13 protein-coding genes, 1 tRNA gene and 1 pseudogene are annotated in these 16,067 nt (G+C 63.7%); 6 read left to right on the top strand and 9 right to left on the bottom strand.

Annotation, left to right across the window (positions count from 1 at the left end):
* Positions 1-222 precede the first annotated feature (222 nt).
* The 8 genes and pseudogenes from G4223_RS05940 to G4223_RS05905 all read right to left on the bottom strand — a co-directional run bounded on the left by G4223_RS05940 (position 223) and on the right by G4223_RS05905 (position 6,507).
* Positions 223-669, bottom strand: coding sequence for a helix-turn-helix domain-containing protein (locus G4223_RS05940; protein WP_338086824.1), 447 nt, complete (start codon positions 667-669; stop codon positions 223-225).
* A gap of 208 nt (positions 670-877) precedes the next feature.
* Positions 878-1,060: a hypothetical protein gene (locus G4223_RS05935; protein ID WP_163676383.1), complete on the bottom strand. Its 183-nt coding sequence runs from the start codon at positions 1,058-1,060 to the stop codon at positions 878-880.
* 12 nt (positions 1,061-1,072) lie between these two features.
* On the bottom strand, positions 1,073-1,702 hold the full coding sequence (locus tag G4223_RS05930) for an acyl-homoserine-lactone synthase (protein WP_163676381.1): 630 nt from the start codon (positions 1,700-1,702) through the stop codon (positions 1,073-1,075).
* Positions 1,703-1,851: 149 nt separating this feature from the next.
* A complete protein-coding gene (locus G4223_RS05925; protein ID WP_163676379.1) occupies positions 1,852-2,586 on the bottom strand; it encodes a helix-turn-helix transcriptional regulator in 735 nt (244 codons plus the stop codon).
* A 415-nt stretch (positions 2,587-3,001) separates the two neighbouring features.
* A pseudogene (locus G4223_RS05920) lies at positions 3,002-3,400 on the bottom strand (Ros/MucR family transcriptional regulator); the annotation flags it as partial.
* 222 nt (positions 3,401-3,622) lie between these two features.
* Positions 3,623-3,699 (bottom strand) — tRNA-Pro (locus tag G4223_RS05915).
* A 382-nt stretch (positions 3,700-4,081) separates the two neighbouring features.
* A complete protein-coding gene (locus tag G4223_RS05910; RefSeq protein ID WP_163676377.1) occupies positions 4,082-5,503 on the bottom strand; it encodes a nickel-dependent hydrogenase large subunit in 1,422 nt (473 codons plus the stop codon).
* Positions 5,500-6,507 carry an NADH-quinone oxidoreductase subunit B family protein gene (locus G4223_RS05905; RefSeq protein WP_163676374.1) on the bottom strand — a complete coding sequence of 336 codons (1,008 nt, stop codon included), beginning with the start codon at positions 6,505-6,507 and terminating at the stop codon, positions 5,500-5,502. Before G4223_RS05905 ends, G4223_RS05910 begins: the two co-directional genes overlap by 4 nt.
* 183 nt (positions 6,508-6,690) lie before the next feature.
* Between G4223_RS05905 and G4223_RS05900 the strand changes: the two genes are divergently transcribed.
* On the top strand, positions 6,691-6,867 hold the full coding sequence (locus G4223_RS05900) for a hypothetical protein (RefSeq protein WP_163676371.1): 177 nt from the start codon (positions 6,691-6,693) through the stop codon (positions 6,865-6,867).
* Between the two features lie 60 nt (positions 6,868-6,927).
* On the opposite strand, the gene G4223_RS05895 is transcribed toward G4223_RS05900, so the two are convergent.
* Positions 6,928-9,579, bottom strand: a complete 2,652-nt coding sequence (locus tag G4223_RS05895; RefSeq protein WP_163676368.1) for a glycosyltransferase — start codon at positions 9,577-9,579, stop codon at positions 6,928-6,930.
* Between the two features lie 273 nt (positions 9,580-9,852).
* On the opposite strand from G4223_RS05895, the gene G4223_RS05890 reads away from it, so the two are divergent.
* The 5 genes from G4223_RS05890 (at position 9,853) to G4223_RS05870 (ending at position 16,029) form a co-directional block, all read left to right on the top strand.
* Positions 9,853-12,195 (top strand): Tex family protein, encoded by a 2,343-nt coding sequence (locus G4223_RS05890; RefSeq protein WP_163676365.1) that lies wholly within the window; start codon positions 9,853-9,855, stop codon positions 12,193-12,195.
* A 17-nt stretch (positions 12,196-12,212) separates the two neighbouring features.
* The gene (locus G4223_RS05885) at positions 12,213-13,439 is read left to right on the top strand and encodes an ABC transporter substrate-binding protein (protein ID WP_163676362.1); all 1,227 of its coding nucleotides are present in this window, start codon (positions 12,213-12,215) and stop codon (positions 13,437-13,439) included.
* A 54-nt stretch (positions 13,440-13,493) separates the two neighbouring features.
* Complete coding sequence (locus G4223_RS05880) at positions 13,494-13,979, top strand: DUF4442 domain-containing protein (protein ID WP_163676359.1); 486 nt, start codon at positions 13,494-13,496, stop codon at positions 13,977-13,979.
* A gap of 145 nt (positions 13,980-14,124) precedes the next feature.
* Complete coding sequence (infA, locus tag G4223_RS05875; RefSeq protein WP_163676355.1) at positions 14,125-14,397, top strand: translation initiation factor IF-1; 273 nt, start codon at positions 14,125-14,127, stop codon at positions 14,395-14,397.
* A gap of 246 nt (positions 14,398-14,643) precedes the next feature.
* Positions 14,644-16,029 (top strand): DEAD/DEAH box helicase, encoded by a 1,386-nt coding sequence (locus G4223_RS05870; protein ID WP_163676351.1) that lies wholly within the window; start codon positions 14,644-14,646, stop codon positions 16,027-16,029.
* Positions 16,030-16,067: the final 38 nt, after the last annotated feature.

Below are 16,067 nucleotides of genomic sequence, written 5' to 3'. Positions count from 1 at the left end.
ACGTGATCTGAAGCGGCCCTGGCCTGGAAAGGCTGGGGCCGTTTTTTTTGATTCATCGCCGAATTCCGGGAGACGGATGCCCGCGAAAGCGGGAAACCATGGCGGGAAATGGCACCGTGGAGCCCGGCTCGCGCTATGCTTGGCCAGAGTGACACGGATTGAACAGCAGCGTCCCGGAATCCGGCGATGAACCTTTTTTTGGGGGGAAGCGCTGAAGGACCGTCAACGCCCCATGTCGTGGTTCGCCAGCGCCCTGTCCGCCAGGGCGCGGGCAAGGTCGTAGACGCGGCGTCGCACAATCGGGTCGGAAATGCAATGAAAGGCGCGGACCAGTTCCAGGGTTTCGCGTTTCAGTTCCATGCCGACGGCGGGCGGAGTGGGGATATCGCTGGGGGGGGCGACCGGCGGCTCCGGCTCGGCGGGGGCCAGACCATCGAAAAAGAATCCGACGGGGACTTCGAGGATGCGGGCAAGGTCGAACAAACGCGAGGCGCCGACACGGTTGGCGCCGCGTTCGTATTTCTGAACCTGCTGGAAGGTCAGGCCCAAGGCCGCGGCCAGCTTTTCCTGGCTGAGCCCCATGATGGTCCGGCGCAATCGGATGCGTTGGCCGACGTGAATGTCCACGTCGTTGGCTCGCCCCCGGGGTTTGTCCGCAATCGGTGCCACGGAATGGTTCCTGTTGGTGGTCGGAGGAATGTCCTGGCCACCACGGACACCCGCCGTCAGGTCTTTGGGATGCGGCCGGGTCCTGTATACCATGTTGAGGGGCGAATGGCAGTCTATTCCCGTTATCCGGGTCGCATCATAGTCATATCCCAGCAAAAATGGCGACCGCGACGCGGCCGCCATTTGATTTCGTCAAAGGAGAGATGGTTCAAGCCCGCAGACGGACGACATTGCTGGGAATCTTGGGCGCTTCGGCGCGCTTGGCCTGATTGGCGTCGTCCAGTGACAGGCGGGCGACTTCCAGAAGGTAACCGGTTTCGGGATACCCCGCCTTGTAGCATTCCGATTGCAGGTAATAGAGGGCGACCTCGATATCCTTGGCCTTGGACATGTTTTCTCTCCTTTACGCGACTTTTTCCAGGGGGAGTTGGGCTACCCGGCCATCCAGTCCGCCATTGCGGCGGATGTCTTCCAGGGCGTTGGGACAGACTTGGAATTCGACGGCCAGCGCCACGCAATTGCCGATGCGGCGGGGCTTGCCGATACGGCGCATGGCGCAACCGGCGCGGCGCAGGATGCGTTCGATACGCACGTCCATGACCGCGACCATGTGGGTGATGCCATGGTCAAGCCCGACTTCGTGAATGCCGGCGACCAGGGCATAGGTGATGGTGTTGATCTGGCCGGCCCCCAGCGGGGTGTCGCCGGCGTCGATGCCGAAACGGCTGACTTCCCAGACCTTGGTGTCGGCGGGGATCGTTTCGTCCGCCAGATCGGGGAAGATGTCGCGGATCATGTTGGGGCCGGTGGTGGCCAACAGGCGCACGCACCCGACCACGTCGCCGGTTTCGCCATGATAGGCCAGGTAGACCGGTTCTTCCTCGTCGAACTGGTCGTGCTCGAGCCCGTCGCGGCTGGGAACGTCCCAGTCCAGGCGTTCCTTGAACACCCGGTGACGCAAACGGAACATGGAGCTGAGGACTTGTTCGGACGGAGTGAAGTAGTCCGATCCGTAAACACCCAATCCCTGCATGGGGAGTCTCCCGATAGCCGTTCCAACACGGCTATTGGTGACTTGTTCGGGGGATTTAGGGTGCTAGCAGAACTGATAGGTTGCCGCCCGGTGCCCGGACGGTGAAAATCCGGCGGACGGCGGTGCCGTCCGCCGGCACGGGGGCGGGCTCAGGGGTTGATGATGCCCATCATCACCGCTTTGACGATGGCGTGCGGGCGCGAATAGACCTCGAGCTTGCGCATGGCGTTTTGCATGTGGAAGTTCACCGTCGCCTCGGAGATGTTGAGGATTTCGGAGATATCCCACGAACTTTTGCCCAGTGCCGACCACAACAGGCATTCGCGTTCGCGGCTGGTCACCGACACCTTGGGGCTTTCGTTGCTGATGAAGTTCTCGGCGACGTGGGCGTGGTAATAAAGCGATAGCAGGTGCAGTTGGTGCTGATGCGCCCGCATCAAGGCGGTGAATTGACGGGGCGTGGCGTCGATGGCCACGCTGACCAGACCGAATTCGCCGCCGGCGGCATGGATGGGGATGGCGCTGCCCTGGCACAGCCCCATTTCCGCCGCTTCGTTCAGGAACTTTTTTTGCCGCGGTGTCACGGTCTTGCGGTGTTCGCGGGTTCCCCAATGCATGGGGGTGCTGCGTGACGGCGCCTCCAGCATGACCGGGTCGATCTGAAGGTAATTGTTGCCGTCGTAATGCTCGACCCATGGCTGGGGATAGGTGGTGATGAAGAAGGGGCGCCCGCGTGGCCCGCTGCCGCGAAAGCGCAGGCCGAGATAGGCGTAGTGGCCGACCTCCAACTGCTGCAATGTCTTGGTGAAGAGGTCGCGCGCGCCTTCCACCGTAGTGGCGCCTTGGAGGGCGGTAATGAAATCGTCCACGACGTGCTCGTTCATGGCGCGCACTCATCACTAACACATGGGGTTCTGTGCAAGTTTAAAGCGTGTGTGGCCACTAAGAAAACGACTTTCTTAGGGAGTGGACTACGAAATCGCGCCGCCATCTGGCTGTATGGCAACCAATGTACTTTGGCTGACTATGCCATTCCACGATTGGTAGACCCTGGGTGGCGCTTGTCGCTGGTGGTGGGACGAAAAGACGCGCCAGTTGGTGGCGGCTTCCTGCTGTTCAGTCGGTTGTCTTGCTAGCCCAGCGGCTGGCCGGATAGCGGTGCGCAGGTTTGCCCGCAACTGCCGTCGGCTGAGCAATCTCGGGCTCCACGGCTGGCTCAGCAGCCACCTTGGCACCCAGCCCCAGTTTGGACTTGTGAGCCTTGGCGGGAATTGGCGCTGTCGCTTCGCCCAGGGCAGCAGGCTTGCGCCCCAGGCCACTTTCCTTGGCCAGCGAGGACCGATGTAAAGCGTAATTGGGTGCGACCATGGGATAGTCCGGCGGCAAGCCCCACTTGGCCCGGTATTCGTCCGGAGTCATGCCGTAGGTGGTCATGAGGTGGCGCTTCAGCATTTTCAGCTTCTTGCCGTCTTCCAGGCAGACGATGTAGTCCGGCTGCACCGATTTCTTGATCGGTAAGACGGGAACCGGGACTTCCGTAGCAGCAGGAGCTTCCCCGACCGTCGCCAGGCTGTGGTGGATCGCCTTGATCAACTCGGGAAGTTCGTCGACGCTCAGGGAATTGTTGCGCAGGCAAGCGGCGACCAACTTCGCGGTCTGCTTCAGCATTCGTGCCTCGTGGGAGGGATATGGGATCATCATCCCATACGCCGAACCGAGTTCAGCGGCAAGACCTCAACGGTATAGGTCCCAAATCAGGCCTATGCTGGAGATGTTACTGACGTACTGCTCAACGAGCAACAACAGGCGGCGACGCGCCCTTCAGTTTACCGCCTAATATAATAGTTTGTGCCGGCACCTAACAGCACCGCCCCCGGATCTGCGTCATATCCACTTAAGGCATTGAACGTTATTGATAAATGGTCGGGGAGACAAGATTCGAACTTGCGGCCCTGGCGTCCCAAACGCCATGCTCTACCAGGCTGAGCTACTCCCCGTGCCGCGCGTTGTAAGAGGTTTCAGGGGCTTTGGCAAGTCTGCCGATCAAAGGAGAGCAGGCCGTATCAGGGGGAGGCGTTTGTTTCTCCTGAAAATGGAAACGCCGCACCATGGGTGCGGCGTTTCCCTGCAGGGGGGTGGGGATGGGCGGGAAGGCCCCCCGGCAGATTGGTTGTCGATGGGAGCTGGTTTCTCACCGTCTCGACAAGGCAAAGATAGCCAATCTGTTCAGGCTTGAAAACAGGAAAATCTCCATATCTGTACTTTTGTTTGTATTGCTAGTCTTACTGCATATTTGGCTTTCTTAAAGATAAAATTTTACGGAATTAATTGATGCAATGGCTTGGGGCTTCTTCTGGAACCACCGTTTTGTGCTTATGCCTAATGCACCGTGCAGGCCATGCACGGGTCGAAACTGCGCACCACGTGTTGAACGGCCAGAGGCGTGGTTTCGCCGGGGGTGATCGGGGTGCCGGCCAGGGCTTGTTCCAAAGGTCCCGGAACGCCAGCGGCGTCGCGCGGGCTGAAGTTCCAGGTGGTGGGGGCGACGATCTGGTAGGAACGGATGATTCCGCTTTCCACCTCAAGCCAATGGCCCAGGGCGCCCCGTGCCGCCTCGGTCAGGCCGATGCCGGTTCCGCGCAACGGCAACGGGCTTTCGACGCAGAACGGCGCGCCCGGTTTCAGGGCGCGGACCCAGTTTTCCATGGCCGGCACCAGCCGGGCCAGTTCCACCAGCCGCATGACCACGCGGTCGCGCACCGTGCCGCCGGAAGCGGCGACCAGATCGCGGGCCAGCGGGTCGGCGGCGATCACCTGACGGGCCAGGGCGCCGACCTCGACCACGCGGTTGCCCAGACGGGGCGCCTTGCACCAGGAATAGGCGTCTTGTTTGTCGGCGTCGGGGATCGACGCCGTTTCCATCCAGGCATGGCTGATGTCCTCGGCCACTTGGGCCGGGTCGAAGGCGAGGGGGGTGCCGTCCACCATCGCACCGGCCGGCCACAGGCCAAAGCTGCCATGGGACAGGAACGCGTTGGGGCCACGCCCCAGCCGGTCGAGCCCCAGGTCGCGGGCGATGTGCAGGAACAGACGGAAGTCGCCGTGGTCGAAGGGCCGGGACTCGGCCCAGGCGTCCAACGCCGCTACCGTTCCGATCACCGCCACATTTTCCAATGTGTCGGCGAAGACGACGTGTTCCAGCGTTTCGCGGAATTCCGCCAGGATCGACAGCAACCGCACGCGTTCGCCGGGATCGATGCTCTTGGTGGTGCCGCCGGGTTGCAGCGCCAGGGAATGCGGCCATTTCCCGGCCAAGATCCCCATCACATGCAGGAACCGAGCCCGAGCTGGCACCAAAATGGATGGCGCTTCGCCGTGGCTGGCGGCAAAGCGGCGGCGGGCGGCGTCGAACCACCACCGCCCGGCATAGGCGGGGCGGGCAAAATCGGGCATGAAGAACAAAATGAAATGGGTCAGGTGGTCGGCGGCGTTTTCCGTCGCCAGCACCAGATCGGCGGCCAGAACTCCGTTTTCGGGAACCTCTACTTCCGCCACCTGGGCCAGGGCGCGAGCCGCGGCCACGGATTGCGACACCGAACAGATGCCGCAGATGCGTGGCGCGATCGCCAGCGCGTCCTCGGGGGCGCGGCCGGCCAGGATGCGTTCGAAGCCGCGATACATGGGGGCGGTGACGCGGGCGTCGCGGACCACCCCGTCGGCGATGTCCAAGGTGACTTCAAGGTCTCCTTCGACACGGTTGAAAGGACCGACGATCAGGCGGTTGGTGGCGGCGGCGGTCACGGCGTTTTCGGGGGTTTGCGGGCGGGGGGCACCACCACATGGTCGGCGTGGGCGTTAGTGCGGACCCGTGCCGGAGTGGCGGATTTGGACAACGCCGCCAGGGCGACGAACCACGCCTTGGGCATGTCGAGCGGAAGGCCGACCGGGATGCCGGCCAGCTTGGCGGTTTCCTGGAACGGTGCGCCGGGGTCCTGGAAACCGGGGCTGGTGCAGTTGATGCAGGTGAAGCCGCCATCGGTGCACGAGCCGTACCCGTTCCAGCGGCGGATGTTGCAATCGCCCGGCGCCTGGGTCGCCTTGCATCCCAGGTTTTCCATGAGACAGCCGCGATCCGACGCCTTGGCGGCGCTGGCCTTGAATTCATAGAATTCGTTGCGGCCGCAGCCGTGGTGGGCCAAATGGTCGGCGAAGGCGCGCGGTCGGCCGAAATGGTCCAGGCGGGCGCTGTCGAAATCCCCCAGGGACAGATCGGCCAGGGTCTCGACGATCCAGCCGGGATGGGGCGCGCAACCGGCGACGTTGATCACCGGCAATCCGGTGACCGAGCGGAAATCCGCCCCCAACAGACCGCCGCAATCGCCACCCGCATAGCCCAGTCCCACCGCATCGGTGGGATTGCCGGTGGCGGTGGGCACCCCGCCATAGGCCGCGCAACTGCCTACCGCCACGACGGCGCGGGCGTGGGCGGCGATGGCGGCGATCCAGTGCGACAGCGGCTTGCCGGTTCCCGACAGCATCTGGAAACGCCCTGTGCCGTTGGGACCGGTCAACACGGCACCTTCGACACACAATGCGTCGACGCGCACCCGGCCAGCGGCGGCGTTTTCCAAGATGGCGAGCGCTTCGGCCCCGGATTCCTCGGACAGGGACGGGTGCCACAACAGGCGGATGCCGAAACGCGCCAGGGCGCGCACCAGCCCGATGTCGTCGGCGGCCAGCGCCGACATGGTACAGCCGCCGCAGCTTCCCGCCTGGAGCCAAAGGACCGAAAAAAGTTCGTTCATGACAAGGAGATTAGGCGTGCGGCGCGCGTTGTGGCAAGCATGCTGGCAAGGGGCGGGAAAACCACATCCATCTAAAGAATGTGCCGTTTGATCGTTGACTTAATGAAAGTTGCGGTCTTCGTGAAACGGGCCTACGCTTGCTGGGACGTGGCCACGGGAAGCAAGAAGGAGCAGAGGGCTCTGATGACCAAGACGATCTCTGACGCCGAGGCTCATGCCATGGTCGAAAAGGCTACTGGCCCCGATTCTGCCGCCGCTCGGCAGGAACTCCTGAAATGGCTGAAAGAGGGGGCCAAGTTCGAATGCGAGGCGACCCGGCGCTGGGTCAGCCACATGGTGATGATCCACGATATCGGCTAGGGCTGCGCGACACGGCGAAACGAAACGGGGAGCCCCTTTTTAGGGGCTCCCCGTTGTTGTTCAGGCGGTGGCGCCTTCGGCCGGGGCCTGGGGCTCGGCCGGGGCCGGACGTTCGGGCGTCTTGGGCGGGAATGTCGAGATGATCGAGGTGATCAAGGCCGCCAGGAACGGCATGGATTGCACCACCAGCACCACCGACCACAGGCGGATTTCCGGGTCGTAGAAATTGTGCTTGGGGATCAGCACGGCGATGGCGGCGACCCAGTGCAGCGCCATCAGCGTGGTTTCCTCGAGCGTCATCTTCACCGCGTCCTTGAGTCCCACCTTCTCGGCCATCTTGGGCGTGCGCATGAAGGGCGTGTGCTTGGTGAAGATACCCTGCCACATGGCCAAGGCGATGGCGTAGGTCAGGCCCATGCCGGCGATGGCCGACAGGACGCGACGTTTCCAACTGCACTTTACCCGCGTGGTGTACAGGAAGATGTGGTGGACGATCTTGGCGACGAACACGCCCACCGTCGGCAGGATGAAGAAGGCCAGGGGGGTGTCGAAATAGCGCGGCGCCAGGACCATGCCCAGCGTCCAGAACAGGCCGGTGACGCAGAACAGCAGATAGAAGGCGTCGGCGAACCACGGCAGCCAACCCGAGACGAAATGGTATTTCTGGGCCGGGGTCAGGCCGGTGTTCTTGAATGGAATCAGCGCCTTCCAGTGGGCCTTCAGAATCTGGACGGCACCATAGGCCCAGCGGAAACGCTGTTTCTTGTAGGCCATGAAGCTGTCGGGAACCAAGCCATGGCCCATGCGTTCCTGGATGTAGCAGGATTCGTAGCCCATCTGCATCATCCTGAGACCCAATTCGGCGTCCTCGACGATGCACCATTCGGCCCAGCGGCCGGATTTCTCCATCACTTCCTTGCGCACCAAGGTCATGGTGCCGTGCTGGATGATGGCGTTGGCTTCGTTGCGGAACACCATGCCGATATCGAAGAAACCGGCATATTCCCAGTTGATCATTTCCTTGAACAGGTCGTTTTCCCAGTCGCGGTGGTCCTGGGGCGCCTGGACGTGGCCGACCTTGGGGTTCTCGAAATAGGGAACCAGGGCCGACAGCCAATCCTTGCGCACCTGATAGTCGGAATCGACCACACCGATGATTTCGGCCTCGGGGTCGGTGACGGTCAGGCCGAAATTCAAGGCGCCGGCCTTGGCACCGGGCCACGGCGCCAAGTGATAGAACTTCACCTTGTCGCCCAAGGATTTGCAATATTCCTCGACCGGGCGCCACACCTCTTCCTTCTTCGTGTTGTTGTCCAACACGATGACCTCGAAGTTGGGGTAGTCCATGGCCATCAGCGAATCGATGGTCAGCTTCACCATGGCCGGCGGTTCGTTGTAGCACGGCAAGTGGATCGACACCTTGGGGAAGCGCGTGCCGCTGCCGGGAGGTAGCGGTTTGAAGCCGCGCTTCATGCGGCCGGTCCAGGTCAGTTCGGTCAATTCGATGCCGTTGATCAGCACCACCACCAGCAACAGCAATTGTGCGGGCAACAGCACGAAGATCATCAGTTCCGTGGCTGGCGCCATGTCGCGCACCACCGGCGTCGACATGGTCCAAATGACCATGGCGGCGGCGAATTGCACCAGCACGGCGAAGAACACCTTGCCCGGCAGGCGCAAATCCTTCCACTTACCGAGGAACCAGACGATGGGCAAGATGGCGATCAAGGTGGCGGCGGCCGCCTGGAACGGCCATTCCTTGAACTCGATCACCGGGCCGATCCAACTGAACTTGGGCTGACGGTCGACGGTGAAGATGCCCCAGTGCTTTTCCGAGGCAGTGTTGTCCAGGTTGACCTTCCACGGCTGGTCGAACGCCTCGACCACGTTGTAGTCCAGGTTCTCCTCGTGCGCCCAGTTGAGGAACTGGCGCAGGAACAGGGCTTGGTTGACCAGGGATGGTTCGGCCCCGCCGTAAGAGCGTCCGGCCGACGGCCATCCCACCTCGCCGATGAACAGGGGCTTGTCGGGATAGGCGTTCCTGACCTCGTTGACCATGCGCTTGGTGAAGTCCAGCGCTCCCGAGATGTCGACGCGCTCCCAGAACGGCAGGGTGTGCAGCGTGATGAAGTCAACTTCCTGCGCGACCTCGGGATGCTCCAGCCAGATGGACCACGCTTCGGCGGTGGAAATCTTGACCCGTTCCGGCAGCATGGCCCGCGCCCGGCGCAGGTATCGGATCATCTGTTCGGGCGTCAGGCGGTGCAGCGTCAGGTTTTCGTTGCCGATGATCACCCGTTCGACATTGGGATTGTCGCGGGCGATGCGGGCGATGTTGGCCAGTTCGACCTCGTTGCGGGCCAGGCGTTCGTCCAGCCATGCGCCCGGCAGGGCCTTGAGCCCGTGCTTGCCGGCCAGTTCCGGCACCACGTCCAGGCCTTCCAGGGTGGAATAGGTGCGCACCTGTTCCACCTGGCCGGCCAGCATGGCCAGATCCTCGTCCATTTCCTCGCGCGTTGGCAGCAAGGTGGTGTCGAGGTGCGGCATCTTGCGCACCACGGTGGGATCGTCGTCGGCGCGCGACGGCGAGAACGACACGCTTTTGATGGTTCCAGCCCACGGCATGGCGCTTTGCGGCCGGTTCATGACGAACCAGAAGCCAAGATTGCCGAGCACGATCAGCAGAAGGACCACGAGACCGGAGAGACGCATGAAGATGCTAGCCCGTGTTTGGTTGGAGCGGTGGCCGCGAAGCCGCCGGGGAGGCGGCGCGGCCCGCGACGCCCGTGAGGTGGTCATCATCGCACCAACCGGGCGCCGCGAAAAGATGGCGGCGAACATTATCCTTGGCCGGTGACGCTGTCCATGGGGTGGGTGGCATGGGGGAGATGGTTTCGATGCGTCGCGGCAGGGGTGAAGGGGCTTCCCCCGCCGCCCTGTTCCGGGGTACACGAGGCGTTCGTTCCGACGATCCTCAGGGGAAAGATGTCCGCTACCGTTTCCATCGTCTCCCGCATCGCCCAGGAATTGGGTGCCCGCGACGCTCAGGTTCTTGCCGCCGTTCAGTTGTTGGACGAGGGCTCGACCGTGCCGTTCATCGCCCGCTACCGCAAGGAAGCCACCGGCGGCTTGGACGACACCCAATTGCGCACCCTGGAAGAGCGGTTGCTGTATCTGCGCGAGATGGAGGACCGCCGCGCCGCCATCCTGTCCAGCATCGAGGAACAGGGAAAGCTGAGCGACGAATTGCGGGCACTGATCCTGGCCGCCGACACCAAGGCGCGGCTTGAGGATCTCTACCTTCCCTATAAGCAAAAGCGCCGTACCAAGGCCATGATCGCCCGCGAGGCCGGGCTTGAGCCCTTGGCCGACGCGCTGTTGGCCGATCCCTCCCTGTCGCCCGAGGCCGAGGCGGCCAAATACGTCGATTCCGAAAAGGGGGTGGCCGACGTCAAGGCGGCGTTGGATGGCGCGCGGCAGATCCTGATGGAGCGTTTCGCCGAGGATGCCGAGTTGTTGGGGGCGTTGCGCGATCATCTGTGGGATTCGGCGGTGCTGGTGTCCACCCTGGCCGACGGCATGGCGGAAAAAGGCGCCAAGTTCAGCGATTATTTCGATTACCGCGAACCGATCAAGGCTATCCCGTCCCATCGGGCCCTGGCCTTGTTCCGCGGCCGCAACGAAAACGTTTTGAACCTGAAACTCGTTCCCGGTGACGAAGCGGCGGTGCCGGAAGGCGAGGTTTTTCGCGGCCCCGGCCAATGCGAGCTGAAGATCGCGCGGCGCTTCAACGTCGCCGACCATGGGCGTGCAGCCGATGCATGGCTGGCCGAGACGGTGCGCTGGGCGTGGCGGGTCAAGATGCACCTTCATCTGGAGTTGGAGTTGACCGGGCGCTTGCGCGACGCCGCCGAGGAAGAGGCCATCTTGGTGTTCGCCCGCAACCTGCGCGCCCTGTTGTTGCAGGCACCGGCCGGGCAAAAGCCGACCTTGGCGCTGGACCCCGGCATCCGCACCGGCGTCAAGGTGGCGGCCATCGACGGCACCGGCAAGGTGGTGGAAACCACCACCGTCTATCCGTTCCCGCCGAAACAGGACGTCATGGGGGCGTTGATGGCGATGGCGTCCCTGTGCCGCAAGCACAAGCTGGAACTGGTGGCCATCGGCAACGGCACGGCCTCGCGCGAGACCGAGCGGCTGGTGGTCGAGATGATGAAGCGCCACCCGGAACTGAAACTGCAAAAGCTGGTGGTCAGCGAGGCGGGGGCCTCGGTCTATTCGGCGTCCGAACTGGCGGCCAAGGAATTCCCCGATCTTGACGTCAGCCTGCGCGGCGCGGTGTCCATTGGCCGCCGTCTTCAGGACCCGCTGGCCGAACTGGTCAAGATCGATCCGAAAAGCATCGGCGTCGGCCAGTACCAGCACGACGTCAACCAATCCAGGCTGGGGCGCTCGCTCGACGCGGTGGTGGAGGATTGCGTGAACGCGGTCGGCGTCGAGGTCAACACCGCCTCGGCCCCGCTTTTGGCCCGCGTCGCCGGTCTGTCGGGCACGGTGGCGGCCAATATCGTCGCTTTCCGCGACCGCAACGGCCCGTTCGCCAGCCGTGACGCGCTGAAACAGGTGGAACGCCTGGGGCCCAAGGCGTTCGAACAGGCGGCCGGCTTCCTGCGCGTCATGAACGGCGTCAACCCGCTGGATTCCAGCGCCGTCCACCCCGAGGCCTATGCGGTGGTCGAACGCATCGCCCAAGCCACCGGCCGTGACGTCAAGGGCATGATCGGCGATGTCGCCTTCCTGCGTTCGCTGAAGCCCGCCCAGTTCATCGACGATCGTTTCGGCGAGCCGACCGTGCGCGACATCCTGAAAGAACTGGAAAAGCCCGGTCGCGACCCGCGTCCCGAATTCAAGACCGCCGAGTTCAAGGACGGCGTCGAGACCATGGAGGACCTCAAGCCCGGCATGGTGCTGGAGGGCGTGGTCACCAACGTCACCAATTTCGGCGCCTTCGTCGATATTGGCGTCCACCAGGACGGTCTTGTCCACGTTTCGGTGCTGGCCAACCGCTTCGTCAAGGATCCGCACGAGGTGGTCAAGCCCGGCGATGTGGTCAAGGTCAAGGTGGTCGAGGTGGACTTGAAGCGTAAGCGTATCGCGCTCAGCATGCGCATGGACGAAACGCCTGTCCCGCGCCAGGATCGTGCCCCGGCGGATCGCGGTCCCGGTGGCCGTGGCCCGCAACAGCGGGGGCCGGCGCCCAAGGTGCCGTCCACGCCGTTCTCGGGCGGTGCCCTGGCCGACGCCTTCGCCCGCGCCAAGAAAAAGTAACCGCGAGGAAGCCCGCCATGCTCCGCCGCCTGTTGACTGCCGCTTTCGCCTTGATGCTGCCCACAAGCGGCGCGCATGCCCTGTCCGGCGCGTCCGACCCGTCGGTGGTGGTGGGGGTGATGGCGACGCTGACCGGGCCCGGCGCCATCACCAGCCAGGATGCGGTGGACGGCTTCAACCTGGGCCTCAAGGAACTGGGAAACCGCTTTTCCAATCAGGAAGTGCGGGTGGTGGTGCTTGACGACAAAGGGTCGGCCGACCTGGCCAAGCAACAGGTCAGCCGCATGCTGGAACGCGAGCGGATCGACATGGTGGTGACCGCGCTGTCGCCGCCGTCCTTCGCCGCGGTGATCCAGCCCTTGCTTTCGGCGCGGGTGTTCGTGTTCAACCTGGACCAGATGCCGCCAGCCCAGGCGGGAGCGGGGTGTTCGCCCTGGCTGTTCGGTTTGGCCCCTCCCTTGGGTGGCGTTCATGAGGCGTTGGGCCAGCACCTGACGGCGACACAGGTCCGGCGGGTTGCCCTGGTGTTGCCGCCGTTCAGCCTGTCCGCCCCCATGGTCGAGGCGTTCCGCCATTCCTTTGCCGGCGAGGTGGTGGCGACGTTGACGCCGCGGCCGGGCGCGACCACCTTCGCCCCCGAATTCGCGGCCATCGCCCGGCACAAGCCCGACGCCATCTATTCGTTGTTGTCGGGGGGTATGGGCGGTGCGTTCGTGCGCGCGTGGTACGATTGGCCCGAGCGCGGCGAGATGGCTTTCTATTCCCAGGGTGGGGGGCTGGAGCGCCCCTATCTTCCGGCCATGGGCGAGGCCGCCGAGGACGTGGCGGACGTCGGCACCTGGAGCCCGGACATGGACACCCCCGTCAATCGGCGTTTTGTCTCCGATTTCGAGTTGGAGTACGGGCGTCAGGCCACCACCTGGGCAGCCCAAGGCTTCGATGCCGCCTTTCTGATCGACGCGGCTCTCAGGGCGACCAATGGCAAAACCGGCGACCCGGATGCCATCCGGGCAGCCCTGCGTCGTGCCGAGTTCACCTCGGTTCGGGGAAGCTTCAAATTCAACTCCAACCATACGCCGGTGTTGAGCTATCTGTTGCGGAAGGTCGGCCAGGACGCCAAGGGACGGACCATCCCGGAAAGCCAACAACCGGTTCTCAAGGAGTGGCGAGACCGTCAGGCGCAATCCTGTTCCATGCATTGGGTCGAAGAGGTCATTCCGTTAACGTCAACAAAGAAGCCTTGACGTAAGATTGGTGACGTCAATAAAAGGGGTGGCCTGTCCCGTCTGGAGCTCGCCATGACCCTGTCACCCCGTCTGTTGCGTGTGATTTTCAATTTGTGGCCGCCGTTCTTCGGCACCGGCATCCATGTGCGGCGTATCTCCGGCGATTGGCGGGAAATCGACGTCGAGGCGCGGCTGCGCTGGTATAATCGCAACATTGTCGGCAGCCATTTCGGCGGCAACCTGTTCGCCATGACCGATCCGTTCTACATGACCATGCTGATGGGGGTCCTGGGATCCGGTTACGTGGTGTGGGACAAGGCGGCCAACATCGATTTCGTTCGGCCCGGACGCGGCACCGTCACCGCCCGCTTCCGTTTGGATGAAAGCCAGATCGCGGCTTTGCGCGCCGCCACCGAAAATGGCGACAAGGCGTTGCCCGAATACGTGGTCGAAATCACCGACGCGGCGGGCGAGGTGGTGGCCCGCGTGCACAAGACCCTTTACGTGCGGCGCAAGAGCAGTGGCGCGCGAGAGCGTTCGGCGCCTCTGGCGGCTTGAGCGTTCGGCCCCATGCGTTCTCGTCGGAGGATGGGTGCAAGATGACGGCTGTTATCGGCCTTTGTTTCTGTTACACTGCACGCGACCGGCCGGCCCTGGAACATCTTGGGCCGGCCGCGTGTTCATTGGAAAAAGGCGCTTTTGCGTGGCAAAAGAAGATATTATCGAATTTGATGGCGTGGTGGCCGAGGTGCTGCCCGATTCCCGTTTCCGTGTGACCTTGGACAGCGGCCACGAAATCATGGCCTATGCCTCGGGGCGCATGAAGAAGAACCGTATCCGCATTCTGGCCGGTGACCGTGTGACCGTCGAGATGACCCCCTATGATCTGACCAAGGGGCGCATCAACTTCCGTCACAAGGATACCGGTGCCGCTCCGGTCACTGCCGGCAGCCGGCCGCCGCCGCGCCGCCGCTAAGACCTTTCGCGAAGGTCCGGCCTTCGTTGAACATTTCGCAAGGTTCGGCCTTGCCGGGAACCATCGGACGAGAGCACGCCGGCGACCGCCTTTGACGCGGTCGCCTTCTCTCCGGTTCCCCGATGACTCTGTTTCTCCCAGTGGTCGCGTGCCCCACGGGCGCCCTGGAACCCTATGGTTCCGCGACCACGCATGTCCGCCCGCAAGGGGCGGCGTGGAGACGGAGCCCTTTTTGAAAGCATTTTCATGACGACGTTTTCCGAGCTCGGTCTGGCCGAGCCTTTGATTCGTGCCCTCGACGCCGAGGGTTACACCACGCCGACGCCGATCCAGGCCCAGGCCATTCCCCATTTGCTGGAAGGCCGCGACGTTTTGGGCATCGCCCAGACCGGCACCGGCAAGACCGCCGCTTTCGCCCTGCCCATCCTGCACCGGCTGAATGCCGACCGCCGTCGTCCGGCGGCGCGGACCACCCGCGTTCTGATCCTGACCCCGACCCGCGAACTGGCGGTGCAGATCGGTGAAGGTTTTGCCGCTTATGGCAAGAACGTTCGTTTCAAGCGCGCGGTGATCTTCGGCGGTGTCGGACAGGTGCCGCAAGTGCAGGCGGTGGCGCCCGGCATCGAGGTGCTGGTGGCGACGCCTGGCCGGTTGATCGATTTGATGGACCAGGGCCACCTGACGCTTACCGGCGTCGAGATGCTGGTGCTGGACGAAGCCGACCGCATGCTGGACATGGGCTTCATCCACGCCGTCCGCAAGATCGCCGCCAAGCTGCCGAAAAAGCGCCAGACCCTGTTGTTCTCCGCCACCATGCCCGATTCGGTGGCCGAGCTTGCCGCTGGTCTGTTGCATGATCCGGTGCGGGTCGAGGTGACGCCCGTCGCCACCACCGCCGAAAAGATCGACCAGAAAGTGCTGTTCGTCACCCGCGACAACAAGCGTGCGTTGCTGGTGGATCTGCTGCGCGACAAGGCGGTGGGACGGGCCATCATCTTCACCCGGACCAAGCACGGCGCCAACCGCGTCGCCGAGGCGCTGTCCAAGTCGGGCGTCGCCGCCGACGCCATTCACGGCAACAAGAGCCAGGGCGCGCGGCAAAAGGCGTTGAACGCCTTCAAGACCGGCGACATCCGCGCCTTGGTCGCCACCGACATCGCGGCGCGTGGCATCGATGTCGATGGCATCACCCATGTCATCAATTTCGAGTTGCCCAACGAACCGGAAAGCTATGTCCATCGCATCGGCCGCACCGCGCGTGCCGGCGCCGATGGCATCGCGCTGAGCTTGTGCGACGCCGAGGAAGTGGCCTATCTGCGCCAGATCGAAAAGACCATCCGCATGCCGGTGCCGGTCGAGGTCGAACACGAGTGGCACGCCGAAGGCATCCACAAGATTCACGTCTCCAAGGGTCCGGCCCCCAAGCCGCCGGCCCAGGGGCAGCGCGGCCGTGGTGGTTCCAGGCCGCAGGAAGGCCGCCCCGCGGTGGGCAAGCCGGCCGGGAGCAAGCTGGCCGGAGGGAAACCCGCAGGTGGGAAGCCGTCGGGAAGCAAGGGGCAGGGCGCCAAGCCCGCCCATCGCGACGGCCAGGGCCAGCACGGCCATGGTCAGCGGGGCGCACGCGCGCGATAAGGGCTGTCAGATCGGTTCCACGGATCGGAAGTTCGTGG

Origin of the sequence: Magnetospirillum aberrantis SpK, from assembly GCF_011022235.1 — a bacterium.
In the GTDB taxonomy this organism is placed as follows: Bacteria; Pseudomonadota; Alphaproteobacteria; order Rhodospirillales; family Magnetospirillaceae; genus Magnetospirillum; species Magnetospirillum aberrantis.
The sequence above is the reverse complement of the archived record's forward strand: the minus strand, read 5'-3'. Positions and strand labels throughout refer to the sequence as shown.